This is a genomic window from Streptomyces sp. NBC_00009, from assembly GCF_045040855.1.
Lineage (GTDB): Bacteria > Actinomycetota > Actinomycetes > Streptomycetales > Streptomycetaceae > Streptomyces > Streptomyces aureus.
Window position 1 is genome coordinate 6,300,161 of sequence record NZ_CP108312.1, and the last position, 19,562, is coordinate 6,319,722.

Below are 19,562 nucleotides of genomic sequence, written 5' to 3' on the forward strand. Positions count from 1 at the left end.
TGGATCTACGAGGCGGCCGTCCCGCTCCCGTGGGATCCGGAGCCTGCTCATGTCAGACCCATCACGTAGGCTCGCACTATCAGATCCGCATCGGAGAGGGGGCCACGTGCTGATCGACACTTATGGCCGAGTGGCTACAGACCTCCGCGTCTCGCTGACCGACCGGTGCAATCTCCGGTGTACGTACTGCATGCCCGAAGAGGGCCTCCAGTGGCTGGCCAAGCCTGATCTGCTCACGGACGACGAGATCGTCCGGCTCATCCGGATCGCCGTCACCCAGCTCGGCATCACGGAGGTCAGGTTCACCGGCGGCGAGCCCCTGCTGCGCCCCGGCCTCGTCGGCATCGTGGAGCGCGTGGCCCAGTTGGAGCCCCGCCCCCAGATGTCCCTGACGACGAACGGGATCGGACTCAAGCGCACCGCCGCCGCTCTCAAGCAGGCCGGCCTCGACCGGGTCAACGTCTCGCTGGACACCCTGCGCCCCGACGTCTTCAAGACCCTCACCCGGCGCGACCGCCACAAGGACGTCATCGCCGGCCTCGAAGCCGCAAGCGAAGCCGGCCTCACCCCCGTCAAGGTGAACTCCGTGCTGATGCCGGGGCTGAACGACGACGAGGCACCCGAACTCCTGGCCTGGGCCGTCGAGCACGACTACGAGCTGCGCTTCATCGAGCAGATGCCGCTGGACGCCCAGCACGGCTGGAAGCGCGACGGCATGATCACCGCCGGTGACATTCTCGCGTCCCTGCGCACGCGCTTCGCCCTCACGGCCGAAGGCTCCGGCGAGCGGGGCTCCGCCCCCGCCGAGCGCTGGCTGGTGGACGGCGGACCGCAGCGCGTCGGCGTCATCGCCTCCGTCACCCGCCCGTTCTGCTCGGCCTGCGACCGCACCCGGCTCACCGCCGACGGACAGGTGCGCACCTGTCTGTTCGCCAGCGAGGAGACGGACCTGCGCGCGGCCCTGCGCTCGGACAGCGGGGACGACGAGATCGCCCGCATCTGGAAGCTCGCCATGTGGGGCAAGAAGGCCGGCTCCGGCCTCGACGACCCGACGTTCCTCCAGCCCGAGCGCCCGATGTCCGCGATCGGCGGCTGACCCGGGGCCTCAGCCCTCGTGGTCCCCGGACTCCCAGTCCTTCAGCGCGACGACGTCCTTCAGGAAGCCGCGCACACCGAGGAACTGGGAGAGATGCTCGCGGTGTTCGTCGCACGCGAGCCACGTCTTGCGCCGCTCCGGCGTGTGCAGCTTCGGGTTGTTCCAGGCGAGCACCCAGACCGCGTCGACGCGGCAGCCCTTGGCGGAACAGATCGGGTTTTCGTCACTCACAGGTACCGCCCCAAACACATACGCGCCCAAACAAAGGCGACGCCGAGCAGCCACGGGGGGAGCTGCCCGGCGTCGGTCCGTCGCTCCGACGGGGGATGCGGAGCGCGTACGAAGTATGTCATGGGGGACCGGCCGCCCGGCACCGGAACTACATGATTGATCTGAGCTTTTCTTGAGCTTTGCGGATCGCCGGTGGTCAGCTGCGGTCACCCAAGTGATCAAGCCGCTCCTCGTCGTTCGCTCCGGCGTTGTCCTCCGGATCGGATTCCGCCGGGGTGGTCGCGGGCGGCGTGAGCATCGGCCGCACCGGCGGGGACACGAAGGTTGACGGCAGTGAAGGGACGTTCTCCCGGCCCGCGTTGGCGATCACCACGGCGACGTAGGGGAGCAGCAGACCGAGCACCAGGGCCGCGATCGCCACCGGGCGTTCGACGTCCCACAGGGCCACGCCGAGGATCACGGCGAGGGTGCGGACCGACATCGAGATGACATAGCGGCGCTGCCTGCCGCGGACGTCGTCGGCGAGACTCTGCCTCGCCCCGGTGATCCGGAAGACCTCGCCGCTGCTCTGCTTCCGCATCGCATTCCACCGCCTGCCTGCCATGCCGGACTCTCCCCGGTCCGGACTGTCTCCACGGTACGCCCGGCTTCCTCCGCGTTCGAGACCGGGGCGGGCCCGGCCTGTGCGTACTCGCTGCGCCGTAGCGCGTACGGGTGCGCCCGACATGCGCTGTATGGCGGATAAGCCGAGACTGGGCGCAGATGCGCACAGCGCGCCACAGAGGAGGCGACGACATGAGCTGGTTGTGGGCGATCATCGTGGGTCTGGTGCTCGGACTGATCGCGAAGGCGATCCTGCCGGGCAAGCAGCAGATCCCTCTGTGGCTGACCGTGATCTTCGGAATCATCGGCAGCGTGCTGGGCAACTCGGTCGCCACCTGGATCGGCGTCAACGACACCAAGGGCATCGACTGGACCCGCCACCTGCTCCAACTGGCCGGAGCCGTGCTCATCGTGTGGCTGGGAGACATGGCCTGGGTGGCCCTGCGGCGCGACAAACAGCGCGTCTGAGACAGCCGGCTCCGAGACAGCCGGCTCCGAGACAGCCGGCTCCGAGACAGCCGGAAGGGCGGTCACGCACCAGGTGCGTGACCGCCCTTCCGGCTGTCTCAGAGCGTGTTCAGAAGCTGTGCGCTCAGGCGCTGACGACCTCGATCGCCGCCAGGTTCTTCTTGCCGCGGCGCAGCACGAGCCAGCGCCCGTGCAGCAGCTCGTCCGTGGCCGGCACTGCGTCCTCGGCAGCGACCTTCACGTTGTTCACGTACGCGCCGCCCTCCTTCACGGTGCGCCGCGCGGCCGACTTGCTCGCCACGAGACCGACCTCGGCGAGCAGGTCCACGACCGGGCCGAGCGCGTCGACCTTCGCGTGCGGCAGCTCGGACAGGGCGGCCTCGAGGGTCGCCTCGTCCAGCTCGCCCAGGTCACCCTGCCCGAACAGCGCCTTGGACGCGGCGATGACGGCGGCGCACTGGTCGGCGCCGTGCACCAGCGTCGTCAGCTCCTCGGCCAGGGCCCGCTGAGCGGTCCGCGCCTGCGGCCGCTCCTCGGTCTGCCGCTCCAGGTCCTCGATCTCCTCACGGGACTTGAAGCTGAAGATCCGCAGGAACTTGGACACATCGCGGTCGTCGGCGTTCAGCCAGAACTGGTAGAAGGCGTACGGGGTGGTCAGCTCGGCGTCGAGCCAGACCGTGCCGGACTCCGTCTTGCCGAACTTGGTGCCGTCCGCCTTGGTGATCAACGGGGTGGCCAGCGCGTGCACCGACGCCTCCGGCTCGACCCGGTGGATCAGGTCGGTGCCCGCGGTGAGGTTTCCCCACTGGTCGCTGCCGCCGGTCTGCAGCGTGCAGCCGTACCGACGGTTCAGCTGCATGAAGTCCATGCCCTGGAGGATCTGGTAGCTGAACTCGGTGTAGCTGATGCCCGCGTCGGAATTGAGCCGTCGGGAGACGGCCTCCTTGGCGATCATCTTGTTGACCCGGAAGTACTTGCCGATGTCCCGCAGGAAGTCGATCGCCGACAGACCCGAGGTCCAGTCCAGGTTGTTGACCATGCGGGCGGCGTACGGGCCCTCGAAGTCGAGGAACCGCTCGATCTGCCCGCGCAGCCGCTCGACCCACAGCGCCACCGTCTCCGGGGCGTTCAGCGTCCGCTCGGCGTTCGGCTTCGGGTCGCCGATCAGGCCGGTGGCCCCGCCGACCAGGCCCAGCGGGAGGTTCCCCGCGAGTTGGATGCGGCGCATGGTGAGGATCTGGACCAGGTTGCCGAGGTGGAGACTCGGCGCGGTCGGGTCGAACCCGCAATAGAACGTGATGGGACCGTCCGCGAACGCCTTGCGCAATGCGTCCTCGTCAGTGGACAGGGCCAGCAGGCCGCGCCACTGAAGTTCGTCGACGATGTCCGTCACGGTTCTCGTATCTCCTTGGATGACTTGGATGCTGCCCGACCAGGTTACGGGGTCATACGCCCTGGCTGACCGAGCTCATGTTGAAGTCCGGCACCCGCAGGGCCGGCATCGCAGCCCTAGTGAACCAGTCGCTCCACTCCCTGGGCAGCGTCTTTTCCGTCCGCCCGGCCTCCACCGCGCGCCCCAGCAGGTCGACGGGCGACTCGTTGAACCGGAAGTTGTTCACCTCGCCCACGACCTCGCCGTCCTCCACGAGGTACACCCCGTCCCGGGTCAGACCGGTCAGCAGCAGCGTCGCCGGATCGACCTCGCGGATGTACCAGAGGCAGGTCAGGAGCAGCCCGCGCCCGGTGGCCGCGACCATCTCGTCCAGGGAACGGTCCTCGCCCCCGTCCAGGATCAGGTTGTCGATCGCCGGCGCCACCGGGAGACCGGTGAGGCCCGCGCTGTGCCGGGTTGTCGTCAGATGGGCCAGCTCGCCCTCGCGCACCCAGTCCGTCGCCGTCAGCGGCAGCCCGTTGTCGAACACGGAGGCGCTGTCGCCCGAGGCGTGCGCGAGGACGAACGGCGCCGACTCCAGGCCCGGCTCGTTCGGGTCGCTGCGCAGCGTCAGCGGGAGCTCGGTCAGCCGCTCGCCGACGCGCGTGCCGCCGCCCGGCCTGCTGAAGACGGTCCGGCCCTCGGCGGCGTCCCGGGCCGCGGACGACCACAGCTGGTAGATCAGCAGGTCGGCGACCGCGGTCGGCGGCAGCAGCGTCTCGTAACGGCCCGCGGGCAGCTCGATGCGGCGGCGCGCCCAGTCGAGGCGCTGCGCCAGCTCGGCGTCGAGCGCGCCCGGGTCGACGTCCTTGAAGTCGCGCGTCGAGCGCCCCGCCCAGGCCGAGCGCGTCCGGTCCGGGGACTTGGCGTTCACCTCCAGCGTCCCGTTCGGCTGGTCGTGCCGCAGGCGCAGGCCCGTCGACGTACCGAGATAGCTGGAGACGAGCTCGTGGTTGGCGAAGCCGTACAGCTCGCGGCCTCCCGCGTGGGCGCGGGCGAACGACTCGCCCAGGGCCGGGGCGAAGTCCGCGAAGACGGCCGACGAGGTCTCGGCGGGCGCGTCCGTGAAGTCGGGGGAGTGCGGCACTCCGGAGACCAGCGGCCCGGCGTCCTCGGCGGGCGCCGCGCCCCGGGCGGCGGCCTCGGCGGCCCGCACCAGCGGTTCGAGGTCGTCCGTGGTCACGGCCGACCGGGAGACGACCCCGGAGGCCGTGCCCTCCTTGCCGTCGACGGTCGCGATGACCGTGAGGGTGCGCCCGCGCGTGACCCCGTTCGTCGTGAGCGCGTTGCCCGCCCAGCGCAGATTGGCGGTGGACTGCTCGTCGGCGATGACCACGCAGCCGTCGGCCGTGGACAGTTCGAGGGCACGCTCGACGATCTCGTGCGGCTTGTTCGTACGGGGACTCATAGAACTCATCGCCCGGCCTCCTGCGTGGTGTTCAGAATGTTCACGCCCTTGAAGAGGGCGGACGGGCAGCCGTGCGACACCGCCGCGACCTGGCCCGGCTGGGCCTTTCCGCAGTTGAACGCGCCGCCCAGTACGTACGTCTGCGGGCCGCCGACCGCAGCCATCGAACCCCAGAAGTCGGTGGTCGTGGCCTGGTAGGCGACATCGCGCAGCTGCCCCGCGAGCCGGCCGTTCTCGATGCGGTAGAACCGCTGCCCCGTGAACTGGAAGTTGTAGCGCTGCATGTCGATCGACCAGGAACGGTCGCCGACGACGTAGATCCCGCGGTCGACGCCCCCGATCAGGTCCTCGGTCGACAGGCCGCCCGGGTCCGGCTGGAGCGACACGTTCGCCATGCGCTGGACGGGCACATGGCTGGGAGAGTCCGCGTACGCGCAGCCGTTCGACCGGTCGAAGCCCGTCAGCTTCGCGATGCGGCGGTCCAGCTGATAGCCGACGAGCGTCCCGTCCCTGACCAGGTCCCAGGACTGCCCGGCCACGCCCTCGTCGTCGTACCCGATGGTCGCGAGGCCGTGCTCGGCGGTGCGGTCACCCGTCACGTTCATGATCTCGGAGCCGTACCTGAGCTTGCCGAGCTGGTCGAACGTGGCGAAGGACGTGCCCGCGTACGCCGCCTCGTAGCCGAGCGCCCGGTCCAGCTCCGTCGCGTGGCCGATCGACTCGTGGATGGTCAGCCACAGGTTGGACGGGTTGACCACGAGGTCGTACAGGCCCGCCTCGACGCTGGGCGCCCGCATCTTCTCGGCAAGCAGCTCCGGGATCTCGGCCAGCTCGCGGTCCCAGTCCCAGCCGGTCCCGGTGAGGTACTCCCAGCCCCGGCCCACCGGCGGCGCAAGCGTCCGCATCGAATCGAACTCGCCGCTCGAACCGTCCACGGCGACCGCCGTCAGCTGCGGATGCAGCCGCACCCGCTGCTGCGTCGTCACCGTCCCCGCCGTGTCGGCGTAGAACTTGTTCTCGTGCACGGTGAGCAGCGAGGCGTCCACATGGTCGACGCCGTTCGCACCCAGCAGCCGCCCACTCCAGTCGGCGAGCAGCCCGGCCTTCTCCTCGTCCGGCACCGAGAACGGATCGATCTCGTACGAGGACACCCACGTCCGGTCCTCGTGCACCGGCTCGGGGGCCAGCTCCACCCTCTCGTCCGACCCCGCTGCCTTGATCACCTGCGCCGACAGCTTCGCCATCGCGACGGCCTGCGACGCCACCTTCGCGGCCGCGTCCATCGTCAGATCCACGCCCGATGCGAAGCCCCATGTGCCCCCGTGCACGACGCGCACCGCGTACCCGAGGTCCGTGGTGTCCGACGAGCCCGCGGGCCGCGCGTCCCGCAGCCGCCGCTCCGCGCTGCGCACCCGCTCCAGGCGGAAGTCCGCGTGGTCGGCGCCGAGAGCCCGCGCACGGGCCAGCGCGGCATCGGCGAGGGCCCGCAGCGGCAGCGCCGTGAAGGCTTCATCGATCGAATGGGGCACGGATGTTCTCCCTGCTGTCGGAGGTGCTGTCGCCAGCGCTGTCAAAAGCCTCGGGCACCGGCCGCTCCCGGGTGCGGGCACCGGTCAGCCCCGATCATGTCGCGTCGGCGGGCCCCGCGGCCACACTTTTCTGTAGGGACCCGACAGCGACGGTCCGGCGCCACTGTCGGTGGTCGATTCTCCGTATCCAGGGCGGTACCGATAGGTTTTCGAGGTACCAGACCGCTATCGAAAGGGTGATCCGTTGAGCCGCTCGGTTCTCGTCACCGGAGGAAACCGGGGCATCGGCCTCGCCATCGCCCGTGCGTTCGCCGACGCCGGCGACAAGGTCGCGATCACATACCGCTCGGGCGACGCGGCCGAGCTGGAGAAGGCCGGCTTCCTCGCCGTCAAGTGCGACATCACCGACAGCGAGCAGGTGGAGCAGGCCTACAAGGAGATCGAGGAGAAGCACGGCCCCGTCGAGGTCCTCGTGGCCAACGCCGGCGTCACCAAGGACCAGCTCCTCATGCGCATGTCCGAGGACGACTTCACGTCGGTCCTCGACACCAACCTCACCGGCACCTTCCGGGTCGTGAAGCGTGCCAACCGCGGCATGCTGCGCGCCAAGAAGGGCCGCGTCGTACTCATCTCCTCCGTGGTCGGCCTGCTCGGCTCCGCGGGACAGGCGAACTACGCCGCGTCGAAGGCGGGTCTGGTCGGTTTTGCGCGCTCCCTCGCCCGTGAGCTCGGGTCGCGCAACCTCACTTTCAACGTCGTGGCGCCCGGTTTCGTCGACACCGACATGACCAAGGCGCTCACCGACGAGCAGCGCGAGGGCATCGTGAAGCAGGTGCCCCTCGGCCGCTACGCGCAGCCCGAGGAGATCGCCGCGACGGTGCGGTTCCTCGCCTCGGACGACGCCTCGTACATCACTGGAGCCGTCATTCCCGTCGACGGCGGATTGGGCATGGGTCACTGATCACCATGAGCGGAATTCTCGAGGGCAAGCGCGTCCTGATCACCGGTGTGCTGATGGAGTCCTCCATCGCCTTCCACGCCGCGAAGCTGGCCCAGGAGCAGGGTGCGGAGATCATCCTCACCGCGTTCCCGCGGCCCACGCTGACCGAGCGCATCGCCAAGAAGCTCCCCAAGCCCACCAAGGTCATCGAGCTCGACGTCACCAACGACGAGCACCTCGGCCGCCTCGCCGAGGTCGTCGGCGAGGAGCTCGGCGGCCTCGACGGCGTCGTGCACTCCATCGGCTTCGCGCCGCAGGACGCCCTCGGCGGCAACTTCCTCAACACCCCGTTCGAGTCGGTCGCCACGGCCATGCACGTCTCCGCCTTCTCCCTGAAGTCGCTGACCATGGCCTGCCTGCCGCTGATGCAGAACGGCGGCTCGGTCGTCGGCCTCACCTTCGACGCCCAGTACGCCTGGCCGCAGTACGACTGGATGGGCCCGGCCAAGGCCGCCCTCGAGGCCACCAGCCGCTACGTGGCGCGCGACCTGGGCAAGCAGAACATTCGCTGCAACCTCATCTCCGCGGGCCCGCTCGCCTCGATGGCCGCCAAGTCCATCCCGGGCTTCAGCGACCTGGCCGCCGTGTGGGACAACCGCTCCCCCCTGGAGTGGGACCTCAAGGACCCGGAGCCGGCCGGCAAGGGCATCGTCGCCCTCCTGAGCGACTGGTTCCCGAAGACCACCGGCGAGATCATCCACGTCGACGGCGGTCTGCACGCGATCGGCGCCTGATCACCCGTACGTGGCCGACGCCCCGTTTCCCGCACCGCGCGGGGAGCGGGGCGTCACCCGTATGGCCCACCGGCCGGGCGGGCGCGCCGGGTGAGCACGCAGGCTGAGAAGGCGTTCGTTCCCCCTCACCCGTACGGCCGAGGAGGTCCCCCTTGTGCGCCTGTTCCAGCGCGGTGCCCCGGTACTCGCAGCTCTCGTACTCCTCTTCGCGGTGCCGTACGACGCCGCTTCCCACCCCACCCGGACCGCGCCCCACGCGCGCGTGGCCGACGCCGGGGACGACCGCAGGACAGAGCCCTTCGGAGCGGACTGCCGGGTGACCGTCACCGGTTCGGACGTGACGGCGTACTGCCACAACCCGTATCCGGCGACCGACGCGGTCAGCCTCCACGTCGAGTGCGACCGCTGGTGGGACATAGACAGCGACGGCGGGCAGGTCCCGGCCGAGGCCGCCGAGACCGTGCGGCTCACCGGCCGGTGCTGGAAAGAGGTCCGCTCGGCCTGGATCAGTCACGCCAAGGTCGACCGCTAGCCAAAGATCGACCGCTAGCCAAAGGCCGGCCGCCGGCCAGACGCCGGGCCGGGGCCTATCGAGTGGCGGACGGGCCGGGCCGGCACAGGAACGGGTAGCGCGCCGCCTCCGCCGCGGCGGCCTCCGCGTCGCCGACCCGGATCGCGTCGAGCAGGCCCGTGTGGTCCATGTGGTTCTCGGGCGTCAGCTCCTCGCCCACGTCCACGCGCAGGACGTCCCGCAGGACCTCACCGAGGTCCGCGTACATCGCCGTCATGACGTCGTTGTGCGACGCGGCCACGACCGCCAGGTGGAAGGTCGCGTCGGCCGCCACGAACGCCTCCGCGTCGCCCGACGCCCAGGCGTCCTCGCGGCGCACCATCAGCGCGTCGAGCTGCTTGAGGTCGCGTTCCGTACGGCGCTGCGCGGCGAGGCTCGCGGCGCTGGACTCCAGGGTCGAGCGCAGCTCGGCAATGTGCCGGGGGTCGGCGTCGGCGAACCTGCGCTGCATCACGCCCGCCAGCTCGCTGGTCGCGACGACGTAGGTGCCCGACCCCTGCCGGATGTCGAGCAGGCCGTTGTGGGCGAGCGCGCGCACGGCCTCGCGCACCGTGTTGCGCGCGACGCCGAGCTGCTCGACCAGCTCGGGCTCGGTCGGGATGCGGGAGCCCACCGGCCACTCGCCCGACGAGATCTGGGCGCGCAGCTCGGCGATGACCTGCTCGGAAAGAGCCGAGCGCCTGGGGGAGGTCAGCGGCATGACGGTCCTTGGTGCGATGTCCGGGCGAACCGGGGCGGGCAGAAACGGGCGCGGGCAAGGTGGCCACGCCAAGTGTGACGCAATCCGATTGGACACCCAATCATCCCATGATTCTAAGATGGGGTCATGGCCAGTGAGGAAACCCCGACGATGACACAGACCCCGATACGGACCGAGAGCGCACCCGAAGCGAAAACAGCCCCCACGCGCGCGTGGGCCGTGCGCCTGATGATCGTGGGCATCGTCCTCGCGGCCCTGAACCTGCGCCCCGCCATCACCAGCCTCGGTGCCCTCCTCGAAGAGGTGCGCGACGGGCTCGGCATGAGCGGCAGCGTCGCCGGCCTCCTCACCTCCGTACCCCCGCTCTGTTTCGCGATCTTCGGAGTGATGGCGCCCCGGCTCGCCCGCCGCTTCGGCCCCGGCGCCGTGGTGTGCGCCGGCATGGCCGCGATCGCCGCCGGTCTGGTGATCCGCCCGTTCACCGGCAGCACCGTCGGCTTCCTCGTCGCCAGCGGCCTCGCCCTCATGGGCATCGCGGTCAGCAACGTCCTCATGCCGGTGATCGTCAAGCGCTGGTTCCCCGACCGCGTGGGCTCCATGACCGGCCTCTACTCGATGGCCCTCGCGCTCGGCACCTCCCTCGCGGCGGCCGTGACCGTGCCCATGACGGACGCGCTCGGCGGCAACTGGAAGACCGGACTCGCCGTCTGGGCCGCTCTCGCCGTGGCCGCCGTCGTCCCGTGGGTCCCGCTCGTACGCGAACGGGGAGCCGAGGGCGGCACCACCGCCGGCACCTCGCAGCAGGACGACGGCCTGCGCATCACCCGCAGCCGCACCGCCTGGGCGCTCGCCGTCTTCTTCGGCCTCCAGGCCACTGCCGCCTACATCACCATGGGCTGGATGGCGCAGATCTTCCGTGACGCCGGAGTCTCCGCGGGCACCGCGGGCGTGCTGCTCGCCGTCACCATGGCGATGGGCGTACCGCTCGCCTTCGTCATCCCGCGCCTCGCCACCCGCCTGCCCAGCCAGGGCCCCATCGTGATCGCCCTCGGCGTGTGCGGACTCGCCGGTTACGCGGGCCTCTACCTCGCCCCGTCCGGTGGCGCCTGGGCGTGGGCCATCCTCCTCGGCATCTCCAACTGCGCCTTCCCGCTCGCCCTGACGATGGTCGGCATGCGGGCGCGGACCGGCACGGGCGTCGCCAAGCTCTCCGCCTTCGCCCAGAGCACCGGTTATCTGATCTCCATCCCCGGACCGCTGCTCGTCGGCGTGCTCTACCAGCACAGCGGCGGCTGGGGCGTCCCGATCGCGCTCATGGCGGCCCTGATGGTGCCGCAGATCGTGGTGGGCGTCATCGCGGGACGCAACCGTACGGTCGAGGACGAGGCCGCTCCGGCCGACGCGGCCTGACCTCCGCCCGTGCCCACCCCGGCTCCCGGAGCCGGGGCAAAGGGTGCGAGACTGACCGCATGTCGCCTGTGCTCGACCCGAACCCCCAGAACGGCCAGAAGAAGCTACTCATCGTGCTCGGCTCGATGCTGGCCATCACCGTGATCATCGCGGTCATCGCCTCGATCGCCTCACCGTGACCATCTACGCCATCGATGGCGTAGACGCCGTCGATGGCATAGACGCCCTCGCGGCACCGTGACAGCGGTCCCCGGCCCGGTCGCGGCCGGGGTTTGGTGGGGCTAGCACCACCAACCCCTAGGGGGTCAGTGTCAGGGTCAACTGGGTGGATCACCGGATGGGTTGAGGGCCCGGCCTTCCGTAAATTCGAGATGTGACCGCGAGCACCGCGGACCACGGCACCGAGCATCTCGATGACCCCGGAGGCGTCATGTCGGCCCCTACGCACACCCGGCCCCACCCGGCCCCAGCGGGCGGCGTCGACATCAGGCTCCCGTGGTGGGCGATCGCCCTGCCTGCGATCACCTTCGCCGTGCTCCTGCTCCTGATACTCAACCCGGCCGACGCGCACGCCGCCACTGGCGACCCGGCAGTCGGCCAGCTCCTCGACCGCATCCAGCAGGCGGTGCTGCACACTGCCCCGTGAGCGGCACGCAAGGCGCGTCACCCGTGCCGGTCGAGCGCTTCAACTCCTTGCGCCCCGTGGCCGGTTTCGTGCGAAGCTGGGACCCATGAGCGTCGCAGAACCCCGCAGGATTGTCCTTTTCCGGCATGCGAAGGCGGACTGGCCCCAGGTCTCCGACCACGAGAGGCCGCTTGCCGAGAGGGGCCGAAAGGACGCCCCCGTCGCCGGCCGCAAGCTCGCCGACTCCGGTATCGACCTCGACCTGGCCCTCTGCTCGACCTCCGCGAGGACCCGCGAGACGTGGAAGCTCGCCGTCCACGAGCTGCCTCACCGGCCCAGGACGGTGTACGAGGAGCGGCTCTACGAGGCCTCGCCCGGTGAGCTCATCGCCGTGCTGAACGAGACCCCGGACGACGTGCGGAGCGCGGTGCTGGTCGGCCACAACCCCGGGATCAAGGGGCTCGCCGACATCCTCTCCGGGCAGGTCGAGGGCGACGCGGGGGAGCGGATGGCCCGGCGCGGCTTCCCGACCTCCGCCTTCGCGGTCCTGTCCTTCACCGGCCCCTGGAAGTCCCTCGAGCCGGGCACCGCCACCCTCATCGACTACTGGGCACCGTCCGAGTGACCCGTCGGCCGACGGCCGGACCCTGATACGCCGGCGGGCCCCGGTACCGCATGGGTACCGGGGCCCGCCGCATCAGTGATCGTCCGCGCCGACCGGAGTCAGTCGTCGTGGGCGTCCGCGGCCTCGACCTCTTCACGGGTGATGCCGAGGAGGTAGAGGACGGTGTCGAGGAACGGCACGTTCACCGCGGTGTGCGCGGCCTCGCGGACCACGGGCTTCGCGTTGAAGGCGACACCGAGGCCCGCCGCGTTCAGCATGTCCAGATCGTTGGCGCCGTCGCCGATCGCCACGGTCTGCGCGAGCGGCACCCCGGCCTCCGCGGCGAACCGGCGCAGCAGACGCGCCTTGCCCGCGCGGTCCACGATCTCGCCGGTGACCCGGCCGGTCAGCTTTCCGTCGACGATCTCCAGGGTGTTGGCCTGGGCGAAGTCGAGCCCGAGCCGGTCCTGCAGATCGTCCGTGACCTGGGTGAACCCGCCCGAGACGACGCCCACTTGATAGCCGAGCCGCTTCAGCGTGCGGATCAGGGTCCGCGCGCCGGGCGTGAGCCGCACCTCTGCGCGGACCTTGTCGACGACCGACGCGTCGAGCCCGGCGAGCAGCGCGACCCGCGCGTGCAGCGACTGCTCGAAGTCCAGCTCGCCCCGCATCGCCGCCGCGGTGACCTCGGCGACCTTGTCCTCGCAGCCGGCGTGCGCCGCGAAGAGCTCGATGACCTCGTCCTGAATGAGCGTCGAGTCGACGTCCATCACGACGAGGCGCTGGGCGCGCCGGTGCAGCCCGGCCGCGACGACGGCGACATCGACGCCGAGCGCCGCCGACTCCGTCGCGAGTGCGGTGCGCAGGGGCTCGGTCTCGGTGCCGGAGACGGCGAACTCGACTGCGGTCACGGGGTACTTCGCGAGCCGGAAGATACGGTCGATGTTGCCGCCGGTGCCGGTGATCCTGGCGGCGATGGCGGCCGTCGTCTCCGCGGTCAGCGGGTGTCCGAGCACTGTGACGAGCGAGCGGCCGTGACCGCGCGGACGGTTGTCGCCGATGCCCGAGATGATCTCGGCCTGCATCCGCATGGACTCCGCCCAGCTGTGGACGGTGGCCCGCAGGTCGCCCTCGAGACCGGGGGGCGGCTCCGTCACCAGGGCGCACAGGACAATGCGGCCGCGGGTGACGACCTGCTCGATGTCGACGACATCGACGGAGTAGGCGGCGAGGGTGTCGAAGAGCCCGGCGGTGATGCCGGGGCGGTCCTTGCCGAATATCTTGACGAGGAGCGTCGGGACGTCGTCCGGAACTGCGACCGGGACATCAGCGGGGTGGCGGGGCTGCGAAGCACTCATGGTGGTCCCACGTTATCCGGCCCACGTCGCGGCGCGCGGGGGTGGTCCGTGTGGCGGACAGGTGCGGCGCCCACTCCGACCGGCCGGTTCGCCGTCCGCCGCCCGTACTCGGCTCAACCGCGCGGGCCCCTCCGGGGTGGCGGCGGGCCCTCCTCGTCCGGCGACGACGGTGACGGCGGGTGCGGCAGTGGCGGTGGGGGAGGAGGCGGTGGCGGCACGGGCCATCCGCCCTTGCCGGACCCGGACCCGGACCCGGACCCGGACCCGGACCCGGAACCCGACCCAGGCCGCCCCCGCGGACGCGACGGCACCGGTGGCCTGACCGGCCCCACCATCGTCGGCGCCCCGTACAAATCGTCCGGCGGATCATCCTGCCGATTGCCCGACCGATCCCGCGATCGATCGCTCGACCCATTCCCCGACCTATTCCTCGACCGATCGCTCGTCCGATCGCCCACCCGTTCGTCCGGCGGCCTCAGATACGGGTTCGTCCCGTCCGGCGACGCCCGGTACGGAGTGCTCGGCCGATACGGCCCAGCCTCCTGGGGCGGGACGGGCCCGACGGACCGGACCACGCCGTCCCCCCGTTCGCCCCGTTCCCATCGCTCCTCCGGTTCCACGCCGCCCCCGCCCAGCGCAGCAGGAGCCGCCCGCCGGCCCGCCGCGCCCGCCCCGTGAGCGAGCAGCGCCCCCACCGCTCCCGCCCCCGCTCCCCAAACGGCTCCGAGCAGCAGCGCCATGCCGAGATGTCCGTGCAGCTCGATGCCGGCCCCGAACGCGTCGAAGCCGAGTACGGACAGCGAGGCGTCCGCCGACACGTCCGTCAGCCGCACGAGCAGCGGCAGGCCGAGCGCCGTGACGACCCCGAGCCGCAGCGCGCACCTCCCGGCGAAGCCGACGGCGCCCATCGGCCGCGACCCCGGCCCGCCGGTCACCGCAGGTGTCCGTACGGCGGTCAGCACGCCCGCGAGCACCGTCATCAGAACGGTCGCGAAGGCCAACAGCCATATTCTGCCGTCCAGTTCGGCAAGGCGGCCCAGCGTCACCGGCTCGTTCGCGTGCATCCGCTGCAGCTCGTCGAGCGGGTGGGGAAGTGCCTGCGCGAGGGCGCCCGTGGCCTTGCCGTCCCACGGGACGAAGAGGCCGAGGGGGATGCCGAGCCACACCCCGTTGGGCGCCCCGAGCAGCGCGGCGCCCGCGATCCGCCGCGGATGGTCGTCGCCGATCATCGCGTACGCCGCCGCCGCGAGCCCCGCGGCAACCGCTACCAGTAACACCGTGACCAGCGACGAAGCGGCGGGACGGACCACCCGGTGCAGCGCGTCGAGGGCGCGCGGGAGCGGCGTCCGGCGCGAGGCGAGCAGTGCGATCAGCAGGACGCCGATGACCCACGCGGCGCCGCCCAGCAGCGAGGACCCGGTCTCGACGGTGAACCCGACGGTCGCCTTCGCGTCCACGAGGCCGCCGATGTGATCCGGCAGGAGCCCTCCGAGGTCGAGGCCACCCGGCAGCTTGTCCTTGATGCCGCCCGGCAGATCCCCGTCCGATATCCGGTCGAGCCCGAGCTTCCCGCCGTCAATCGTGATGAGGTCGTGACCCGCCCAGGCAAGCCCTGCGAGCATCGCCAGAAACAGCGCGACCACGGACCCAGCGCGTGCCGCGAGTTCGGCCGGCGTGACCTCAACTCCCGCCCCACGTAAGGAACGCAGGAAGAACCAGCTGAGCAGCAGAGCGCCCGCGAGGCCCACACCGAGCGGCGCGATATCGATCGCCGTGTGGGCCTGCGCGCCGTCCAGTCCGAAGGCTGAGACGTCTCCCGACGGCGTGACTTTCCCACCCACCCCAAGGGCCACTACCGCGGCCGTCATCGGGCCGAGCGAACCCGCGGAATCCGCACCGAGCAGATGAAGGCCGGCCGCGGCGACCGCCGCCATCCCGATGAACGCCCAGCTCACGGAGGCGACCGCGGAGAGCAGTACGTCGCTCCAGCGCACGCCCTCGCGCCCGCTCCCCCGGACAACGGTCTCCATCAGGGCCCCCGATCCGTACGGCGATGTATCGGATGTCCCATTCGCGCATGATCCGTAGGCACTTGTGGGCGCTTACCACTCTCCGGGGCTGTTTCTGCCTCGTCAACGGGGCGGGCGTACAGGCGCGTAGACAGTCTTCACAAGGCCCGCCTCAAGGCCCGACTTTCGGTCAGGGGGCTCCGCCTGAAATAGTTCCCCACGATGTTCGACATCCCTAGACTCCCCAAGATGGGGGCTAGCTCGGGGGACAACTCAGTGGGGCATGGAGTGCCGGAACTCGTACTGGAATTGAATGGAAGGACCTGGACGCTCGACCCGTCCAGGCCATACACCCTCGGACGTGATCCGCAGGGGGACGTCGCGATCGACGATGCCAGGGTGTCCTGGCGTCACGCCACCATCAGCTGGGGCGGCCGCAGTTGGGTCATCGAGGACCACGGCTCCACCAACGGCACGTTCGTGCAGGGTCAGCGGATCCATCAGATGGAGATCGGCCCGGGCTCGACGCTGCACCTCGGCAACGCGACGGACGGTCCGCGGGTCAACCTCTCGGGCAGCGCCTCCGGCGCCGCCGTGCCCGCGGCCCAGCAGCAGGCCCACCCGCAGCAGGCGCCGGCGCAGCAGCCGCACGCCGCGCCGCAGGGGGGTGACCCCGGCTGGGCGCACAACGCCCCGCCGCAGCAGCAGGTACCCGTCCAGCAGGGCTGGCAGCAGCCGCAGCAGGCGCAGAACATCCCGCACCAGCAGGGGCCCGGCGGTGTCGCGGGGGCTCCGCCGGTGTACGGCGACCGCAGCCCCACCACGTTCCACCAGCTGGCCCTCGGCCGCGTGATGCGGATCGGCCGTGCGCTCGAGAACGAGCTGGTGGTCTCCGACCTCCAGGTCTCGCGCCTGCACGCCGAGTTCCACGCGACGCCCGACGGCCGCTACGAGATCCGTGACCTCGGTTCGCACAACGGCACGTACGTCAACGGTATGCCGATCGCCAAGGGCGGCTCCGCGCTGCTCGGCCCGAACGACATCGTCGGCGTCGGCCACTCGACGTTCCGCCTCGTCGGCGACCGTCTCGAGGAGTTCGTCGACACCGGTGAGGTCTCCTTCTCCGCCCGCCATCTGACGGTGACGGTCGACGGCGGCAAGGACATCCTCAAGGACGTCTCCTTCGGGGTCCCGGAGAAGTCGCTCATCGCGGTCATCGGCCCCTCGGGCTCCGGCAAGTCCACGCTGCTCAAGGCGCTCACCGGCTACCGGCCCGCCAACAAGGGCGACGTGCTCTACGACAACCGGAACCTGTACAAGCAGTTCGCCGAGCTGCGTCAGCGCATCGGTCTGGTCCCGCAGGACGACATCCTGCACAAGGAACTGACCGTCAAGAAGGCCCTCAAGTACGCGGCCAAGCTGCGCTTCCCCTCGGACACCAGCGAGCAGGAGCGCGAGCAGCGCATCGACGAGGTGCTGCGCGAGCTCAAGCTGGACATCCACAAGGAGAAGAAGGTCACCTCCCTCTCCGGTGGCCAGCGCAAGCGCGTCTCCGTCGCCCTGGAGCTGCTCACCAAGCCGTCGCTGATCTTCCTGGACGAGCCGACCTCCGGCCTCGACCCGGGCATGGACCGCGACGTCATGCAGCTCCTGCGCGGCCTCGCCGACGACGGCCGCACGGTACTCGTCGTCACCCACTCGGTCGCCGAGCTGGCGATCTGCGACAAGCTCCTGGTGATGGCGCCGGGCGGTTCGGTGGCGTACTTCGGTCCGCCCGAGGAGGCCCTGAACTTCTTCGGCTACAGCACCTGGGCCGATGTCTTCTCCGCCTTCGAGAACTACCGCGACTACGACTGGGCGGGCCGCTGGAAGGGCTCGCAGCACTACCAGATGTACGCCGCGGACATCGACGCCGTCGCCGCACAGTCCGTACACATGCCGCCGCCGCAGGCGATGAAGCCGCCCAAGCCGCAGGGCTGGGGCTCGCAGCTGTGGACCCTGATCCGCCGCTACACGTCGGTGATCGCGTCCGACAAGGGCTTCCTGGGCCTGATGGTGATCCTGCCGGCGGTCCTCGGAGTCGTCAGCACGGTGATCCCGGCCGACTTCGGCCTGGCCCCGCCCAAGCCGCCGTCCCGGTTCAACGGCGACGCCGGCACGATCATGCTGATCCTCGCGGTCGGCATGTGTTTCTCGGGCGCGGCCAACTCCGTACGTGAGCTGATCAAGGAACGCGTCATCTACGAACGGGAGCGGGCCACCGGCCTGTCCCGCTCGGCGTACCTGATGTCCAAGGTGATCGTTCTCGGCGTCGTCACGGCCATCCAGGGCGTGATCATCTGCGCCATCGGCTTCGTCCCGCGCGACCTGCCGGCCGAGGGCCTGATGATGCCGCCGGCCGTCGAGCTGTGCATCGTGATCATCGCGCTCGGCTTCACGTCGATGATGTTCGGCCTGGTCATCTCCTCGCTGGTGAAGACCGCCGAGAAGACGATGCCGCTCCTGGTCATGTTCGCGATCGTCCAGGTCGTCTTCACCGGCATCCTGTTCCAGGTGTACGGCTCGCCGGGCCTGGAGCAGTTCGCCTGGCTGATGCCGTCGCGCTGGGCCATCGCCGGCGCCGGTTCGACGCTCGACCTCGCGCACCTCATGCCGCCGTGGGACCAGGCGCACCCGAACGACCTGGACCCGCTGTGGGAGCACTCGGTGAGCCAGTGGGGCATCAACCTCGCGATCCTGATTGCCCTCGGTGTCCTCTGCGGCTTCGCGGTCGCGCGCCTGCTGCGCCGCCACGAGCCCGAGGTCATGCGCAAGTAGCGTGACCCGCGCACGGATGAAGGGCGGCACCCCGCACGGGGTGCCGCCCTTCGGCGTTCACGAAGACTCTGAGGTCCAGGGAGAGTCTTAGTAAGCGCTGTTCACGTTGTCCATCGAGCCGTACTTGTCCGCGGCGTAGTTCGCGGCGGCGGTGATGTTGGCGACCGGGTTGTAGATGTTCCACGAGGTACCGGGGACGTGGTACGCGTTGAAGGTCGGCGGGATGACCTGCAGCAGACCCTTCGACGGGATGCCGTTGATCGCGTTGATGTCCCAGTTGTTGATCGCCTGCGGGTTGCCGGACGACTCGCGGATGATGTTGCGGTGCAGGCCCTCGTAGGAGCCCGGAATGCCCTTGGCCTTCATGATGGCCAGGGACTCGCGGATCCAGCCGTCCAGGTTGTTCGCGTAGACCGGCTTGCGGGCGGCGGCGCGGCTGGTGGCCTCCTTGACCTGGCGGTCCTTCTCGACCTTGGCCTTTGCAGCTGCGTCGACCTTCGCCTTCGCCGCGGCCGCGTCGGCGGCCTTCTTCGTCGCGGCGACCTGCGTGGCCTTCAGCTTGGCGGCCGCGTTCTTGACCTGCTGGTCGGCGGTGGCCATCTGGTTCGTGACGCTGGCGTGCACGTCCTTGATCTGGGGCTTGCCGGCGGCCACCTCGAAGGCGACCGGAGCAGCCGAAATCGTCTCGGCCTCCGCGGTGGAGTTGCCCGGCACCAGCGTGAACGCGAGGGCAGCGGCGCCGAGCGTGGCGATACCGGCGATCGAGTACTTGTGGGTCTTCGTCAGGGGACTATGACCGTAGAAGCTGAGCTTGGACATGGAGGACCTCTTCGAATCGGGGAAGTCGCTCGCCGGTCCAAAGCGGGACCGCTCATGTTTCGGTCATGAACGCTGTGGGTACAGGCCCACGCTGTCGAGCAACGAGAGCCATTGTTAGCGGCCGCAAAATTCCGTGGCAAAGGTGTGA

At 70.2% G+C, this 19,562-nt stretch carries 19 protein-coding genes; 10 read left to right on the plus strand and 9 right to left on the minus strand.

What is annotated here, in order from left to right:
• The first annotated feature begins 106 nt into the window (after window positions 1–106).
• Window positions 107–1,096, plus strand: a complete 990-nt coding sequence (gene moaA, locus OHA58_RS28455; RefSeq protein ID WP_405482313.1) for a GTP 3',8-cyclase MoaA — start codon at window positions 107–109, stop codon at window positions 1,094–1,096.
• Between the two features lie 9 nt (window positions 1,097–1,105).
• Here moaA and OHA58_RS28460 read toward each other — a convergent pair whose 3' ends face one another.
• The gene (locus OHA58_RS28460; protein ID WP_206301923.1) at window positions 1,106–1,327 is read right to left on the minus strand and encodes a hypothetical protein; all 222 of its coding nucleotides are present in this window, start codon (window positions 1,325–1,327) and stop codon (window positions 1,106–1,108) included.
• A 196-nt stretch (window positions 1,328–1,523) separates the two neighbouring features.
• The gene (locus OHA58_RS28465; RefSeq protein WP_405482315.1) at window positions 1,524–1,931 is read right to left on the minus strand and encodes a DUF3099 domain-containing protein; all 408 of its coding nucleotides are present in this window, start codon (window positions 1,929–1,931) and stop codon (window positions 1,524–1,526) included.
• Between the two features lie 191 nt (window positions 1,932–2,122).
• Here OHA58_RS28465 and OHA58_RS28470 point away from each other — a divergent pair, with 191 nt between their 5' ends.
• Window positions 2,123–2,398: a GlsB/YeaQ/YmgE family stress response membrane protein gene (locus tag OHA58_RS28470; RefSeq protein WP_266565814.1), complete on the plus strand. Its 276-nt coding sequence runs from the start codon at window positions 2,123–2,125 to the stop codon at window positions 2,396–2,398.
• 124 nt (window positions 2,399–2,522) lie between these two features.
• Here the strand turns inward: OHA58_RS28470 and tyrS are convergent, their stop codons facing one another.
• From tyrS to OHA58_RS28485, 3 genes are read right to left on the minus strand one after another with little or no spacing between them, the layout of a single operon-like run.
• On the minus strand, window positions 2,523–3,791 hold the full coding sequence (tyrS, locus tag OHA58_RS28475) for a tyrosine--tRNA ligase (RefSeq protein ID WP_405482317.1): 1,269 nt from the start codon (window positions 3,789–3,791) through the stop codon (window positions 2,523–2,525).
• Between the two features lie 52 nt (window positions 3,792–3,843).
• Complete coding sequence (locus OHA58_RS28480) at window positions 3,844–5,238, minus strand: metallopeptidase TldD-related protein (RefSeq protein ID WP_405485219.1); 1,395 nt, start codon at window positions 5,236–5,238, stop codon at window positions 3,844–3,846.
• A 5-nt stretch (window positions 5,239–5,243) separates the two neighbouring features.
• Window positions 5,244–6,767: a TldD/PmbA family protein gene (locus OHA58_RS28485; protein ID WP_405482319.1), complete on the minus strand. Its 1,524-nt coding sequence runs from the start codon at window positions 6,765–6,767 to the stop codon at window positions 5,244–5,246.
• A gap of 244 nt (window positions 6,768–7,011) precedes the next feature.
• On the opposite strand from OHA58_RS28485, the gene fabG reads away from it, so the two are divergent.
• The 3 genes from fabG to OHA58_RS28500 all read left to right on the plus strand — a co-directional run bounded on the left by fabG (window position 7,012) and on the right by OHA58_RS28500 (window position 9,033).
• Window positions 7,012–7,728, plus strand: coding sequence for a 3-oxoacyl-[acyl-carrier-protein] reductase (gene fabG, locus OHA58_RS28490; RefSeq protein WP_116502852.1), 717 nt, complete (start codon window positions 7,012–7,014; stop codon window positions 7,726–7,728).
• Window positions 7,729–7,733: 5 nt separating this feature from the next.
• Window positions 7,734–8,501, plus strand: a complete 768-nt coding sequence (fabI, locus tag OHA58_RS28495; RefSeq protein WP_405482320.1) for an enoyl-ACP reductase FabI — start codon at window positions 7,734–7,736, stop codon at window positions 8,499–8,501.
• A gap of 154 nt (window positions 8,502–8,655) precedes the next feature.
• Window positions 8,656–9,033 carry a hypothetical protein gene (locus OHA58_RS28500; protein WP_405482321.1) on the plus strand — a complete coding sequence of 126 codons (378 nt, stop codon included), beginning with the start codon at window positions 8,656–8,658 and terminating at the stop codon, window positions 9,031–9,033.
• Window positions 9,034–9,088: 55 nt separating this feature from the next.
• Here OHA58_RS28500 and OHA58_RS28505 read toward each other — a convergent pair whose 3' ends face one another.
• Window positions 9,089–9,772, minus strand: a complete 684-nt coding sequence (locus OHA58_RS28505) for a FadR/GntR family transcriptional regulator (protein ID WP_405482323.1) — start codon at window positions 9,770–9,772, stop codon at window positions 9,089–9,091.
• Between the two features lie 126 nt (window positions 9,773–9,898).
• Here OHA58_RS28505 and OHA58_RS28510 point away from each other — a divergent pair, with 126 nt between their 5' ends.
• The 4 genes from OHA58_RS28510 (at window position 9,899) to OHA58_RS28525 (ending at window position 12,432) form a co-directional block, all read left to right on the plus strand.
• Window positions 9,899–11,182 carry a CynX/NimT family MFS transporter gene (locus OHA58_RS28510; RefSeq protein WP_405482324.1) on the plus strand — a complete coding sequence of 428 codons (1,284 nt, stop codon included), beginning with the start codon at window positions 9,899–9,901 and terminating at the stop codon, window positions 11,180–11,182.
• A gap of 59 nt (window positions 11,183–11,241) precedes the next feature.
• Entirely contained in the window at window positions 11,242–11,361 is a 120-nt protein-coding gene (locus OHA58_RS28515) for an SGM_5486 family transporter-associated protein (RefSeq protein ID WP_264484672.1), read from the plus strand.
• Between the two features lie 251 nt (window positions 11,362–11,612).
• Window positions 11,613–11,828, plus strand: coding sequence for a hypothetical protein (locus OHA58_RS28520; protein ID WP_405485221.1), 216 nt, complete (start codon window positions 11,613–11,615; stop codon window positions 11,826–11,828).
• Between the two features lie 85 nt (window positions 11,829–11,913).
• Entirely contained in the window at window positions 11,914–12,432 is a 519-nt protein-coding gene (locus OHA58_RS28525; protein WP_405482325.1) for a SixA phosphatase family protein, read from the plus strand.
• Between the two features lie 98 nt (window positions 12,433–12,530).
• On the opposite strand, the gene serB is transcribed toward OHA58_RS28525, so the two are convergent.
• Window positions 12,531–13,769, minus strand: a complete 1,239-nt coding sequence (gene serB / locus OHA58_RS28530; protein ID WP_405482326.1) for a phosphoserine phosphatase SerB — start codon at window positions 13,767–13,769, stop codon at window positions 12,531–12,533.
• A gap of 113 nt (window positions 13,770–13,882) precedes the next feature.
• On the minus strand, window positions 13,883–15,799 hold the full coding sequence (locus OHA58_RS28535) for a streptophobe family protein (protein WP_405482328.1): 1,917 nt from the start codon (window positions 15,797–15,799) through the stop codon (window positions 13,883–13,885).
• Between the two features lie 228 nt (window positions 15,800–16,027).
• On the opposite strand from OHA58_RS28535, the gene OHA58_RS28540 reads away from it, so the two are divergent.
• Window positions 16,028–18,595 carry an FHA domain-containing protein gene (locus tag OHA58_RS28540; protein WP_405482329.1) on the plus strand — a complete coding sequence of 856 codons (2,568 nt, stop codon included), beginning with the start codon at window positions 16,028–16,030 and terminating at the stop codon, window positions 18,593–18,595.
• An 87-nt stretch (window positions 18,596–18,682) separates the two neighbouring features.
• On the opposite strand, the gene OHA58_RS28545 is transcribed toward OHA58_RS28540, so the two are convergent.
• Window positions 18,683–19,414, minus strand: a complete 732-nt coding sequence (locus tag OHA58_RS28545; RefSeq protein WP_405482330.1) for a transglycosylase SLT domain-containing protein — start codon at window positions 19,412–19,414, stop codon at window positions 18,683–18,685.
• Window positions 19,415–19,562 lie beyond the last annotated feature (148 nt).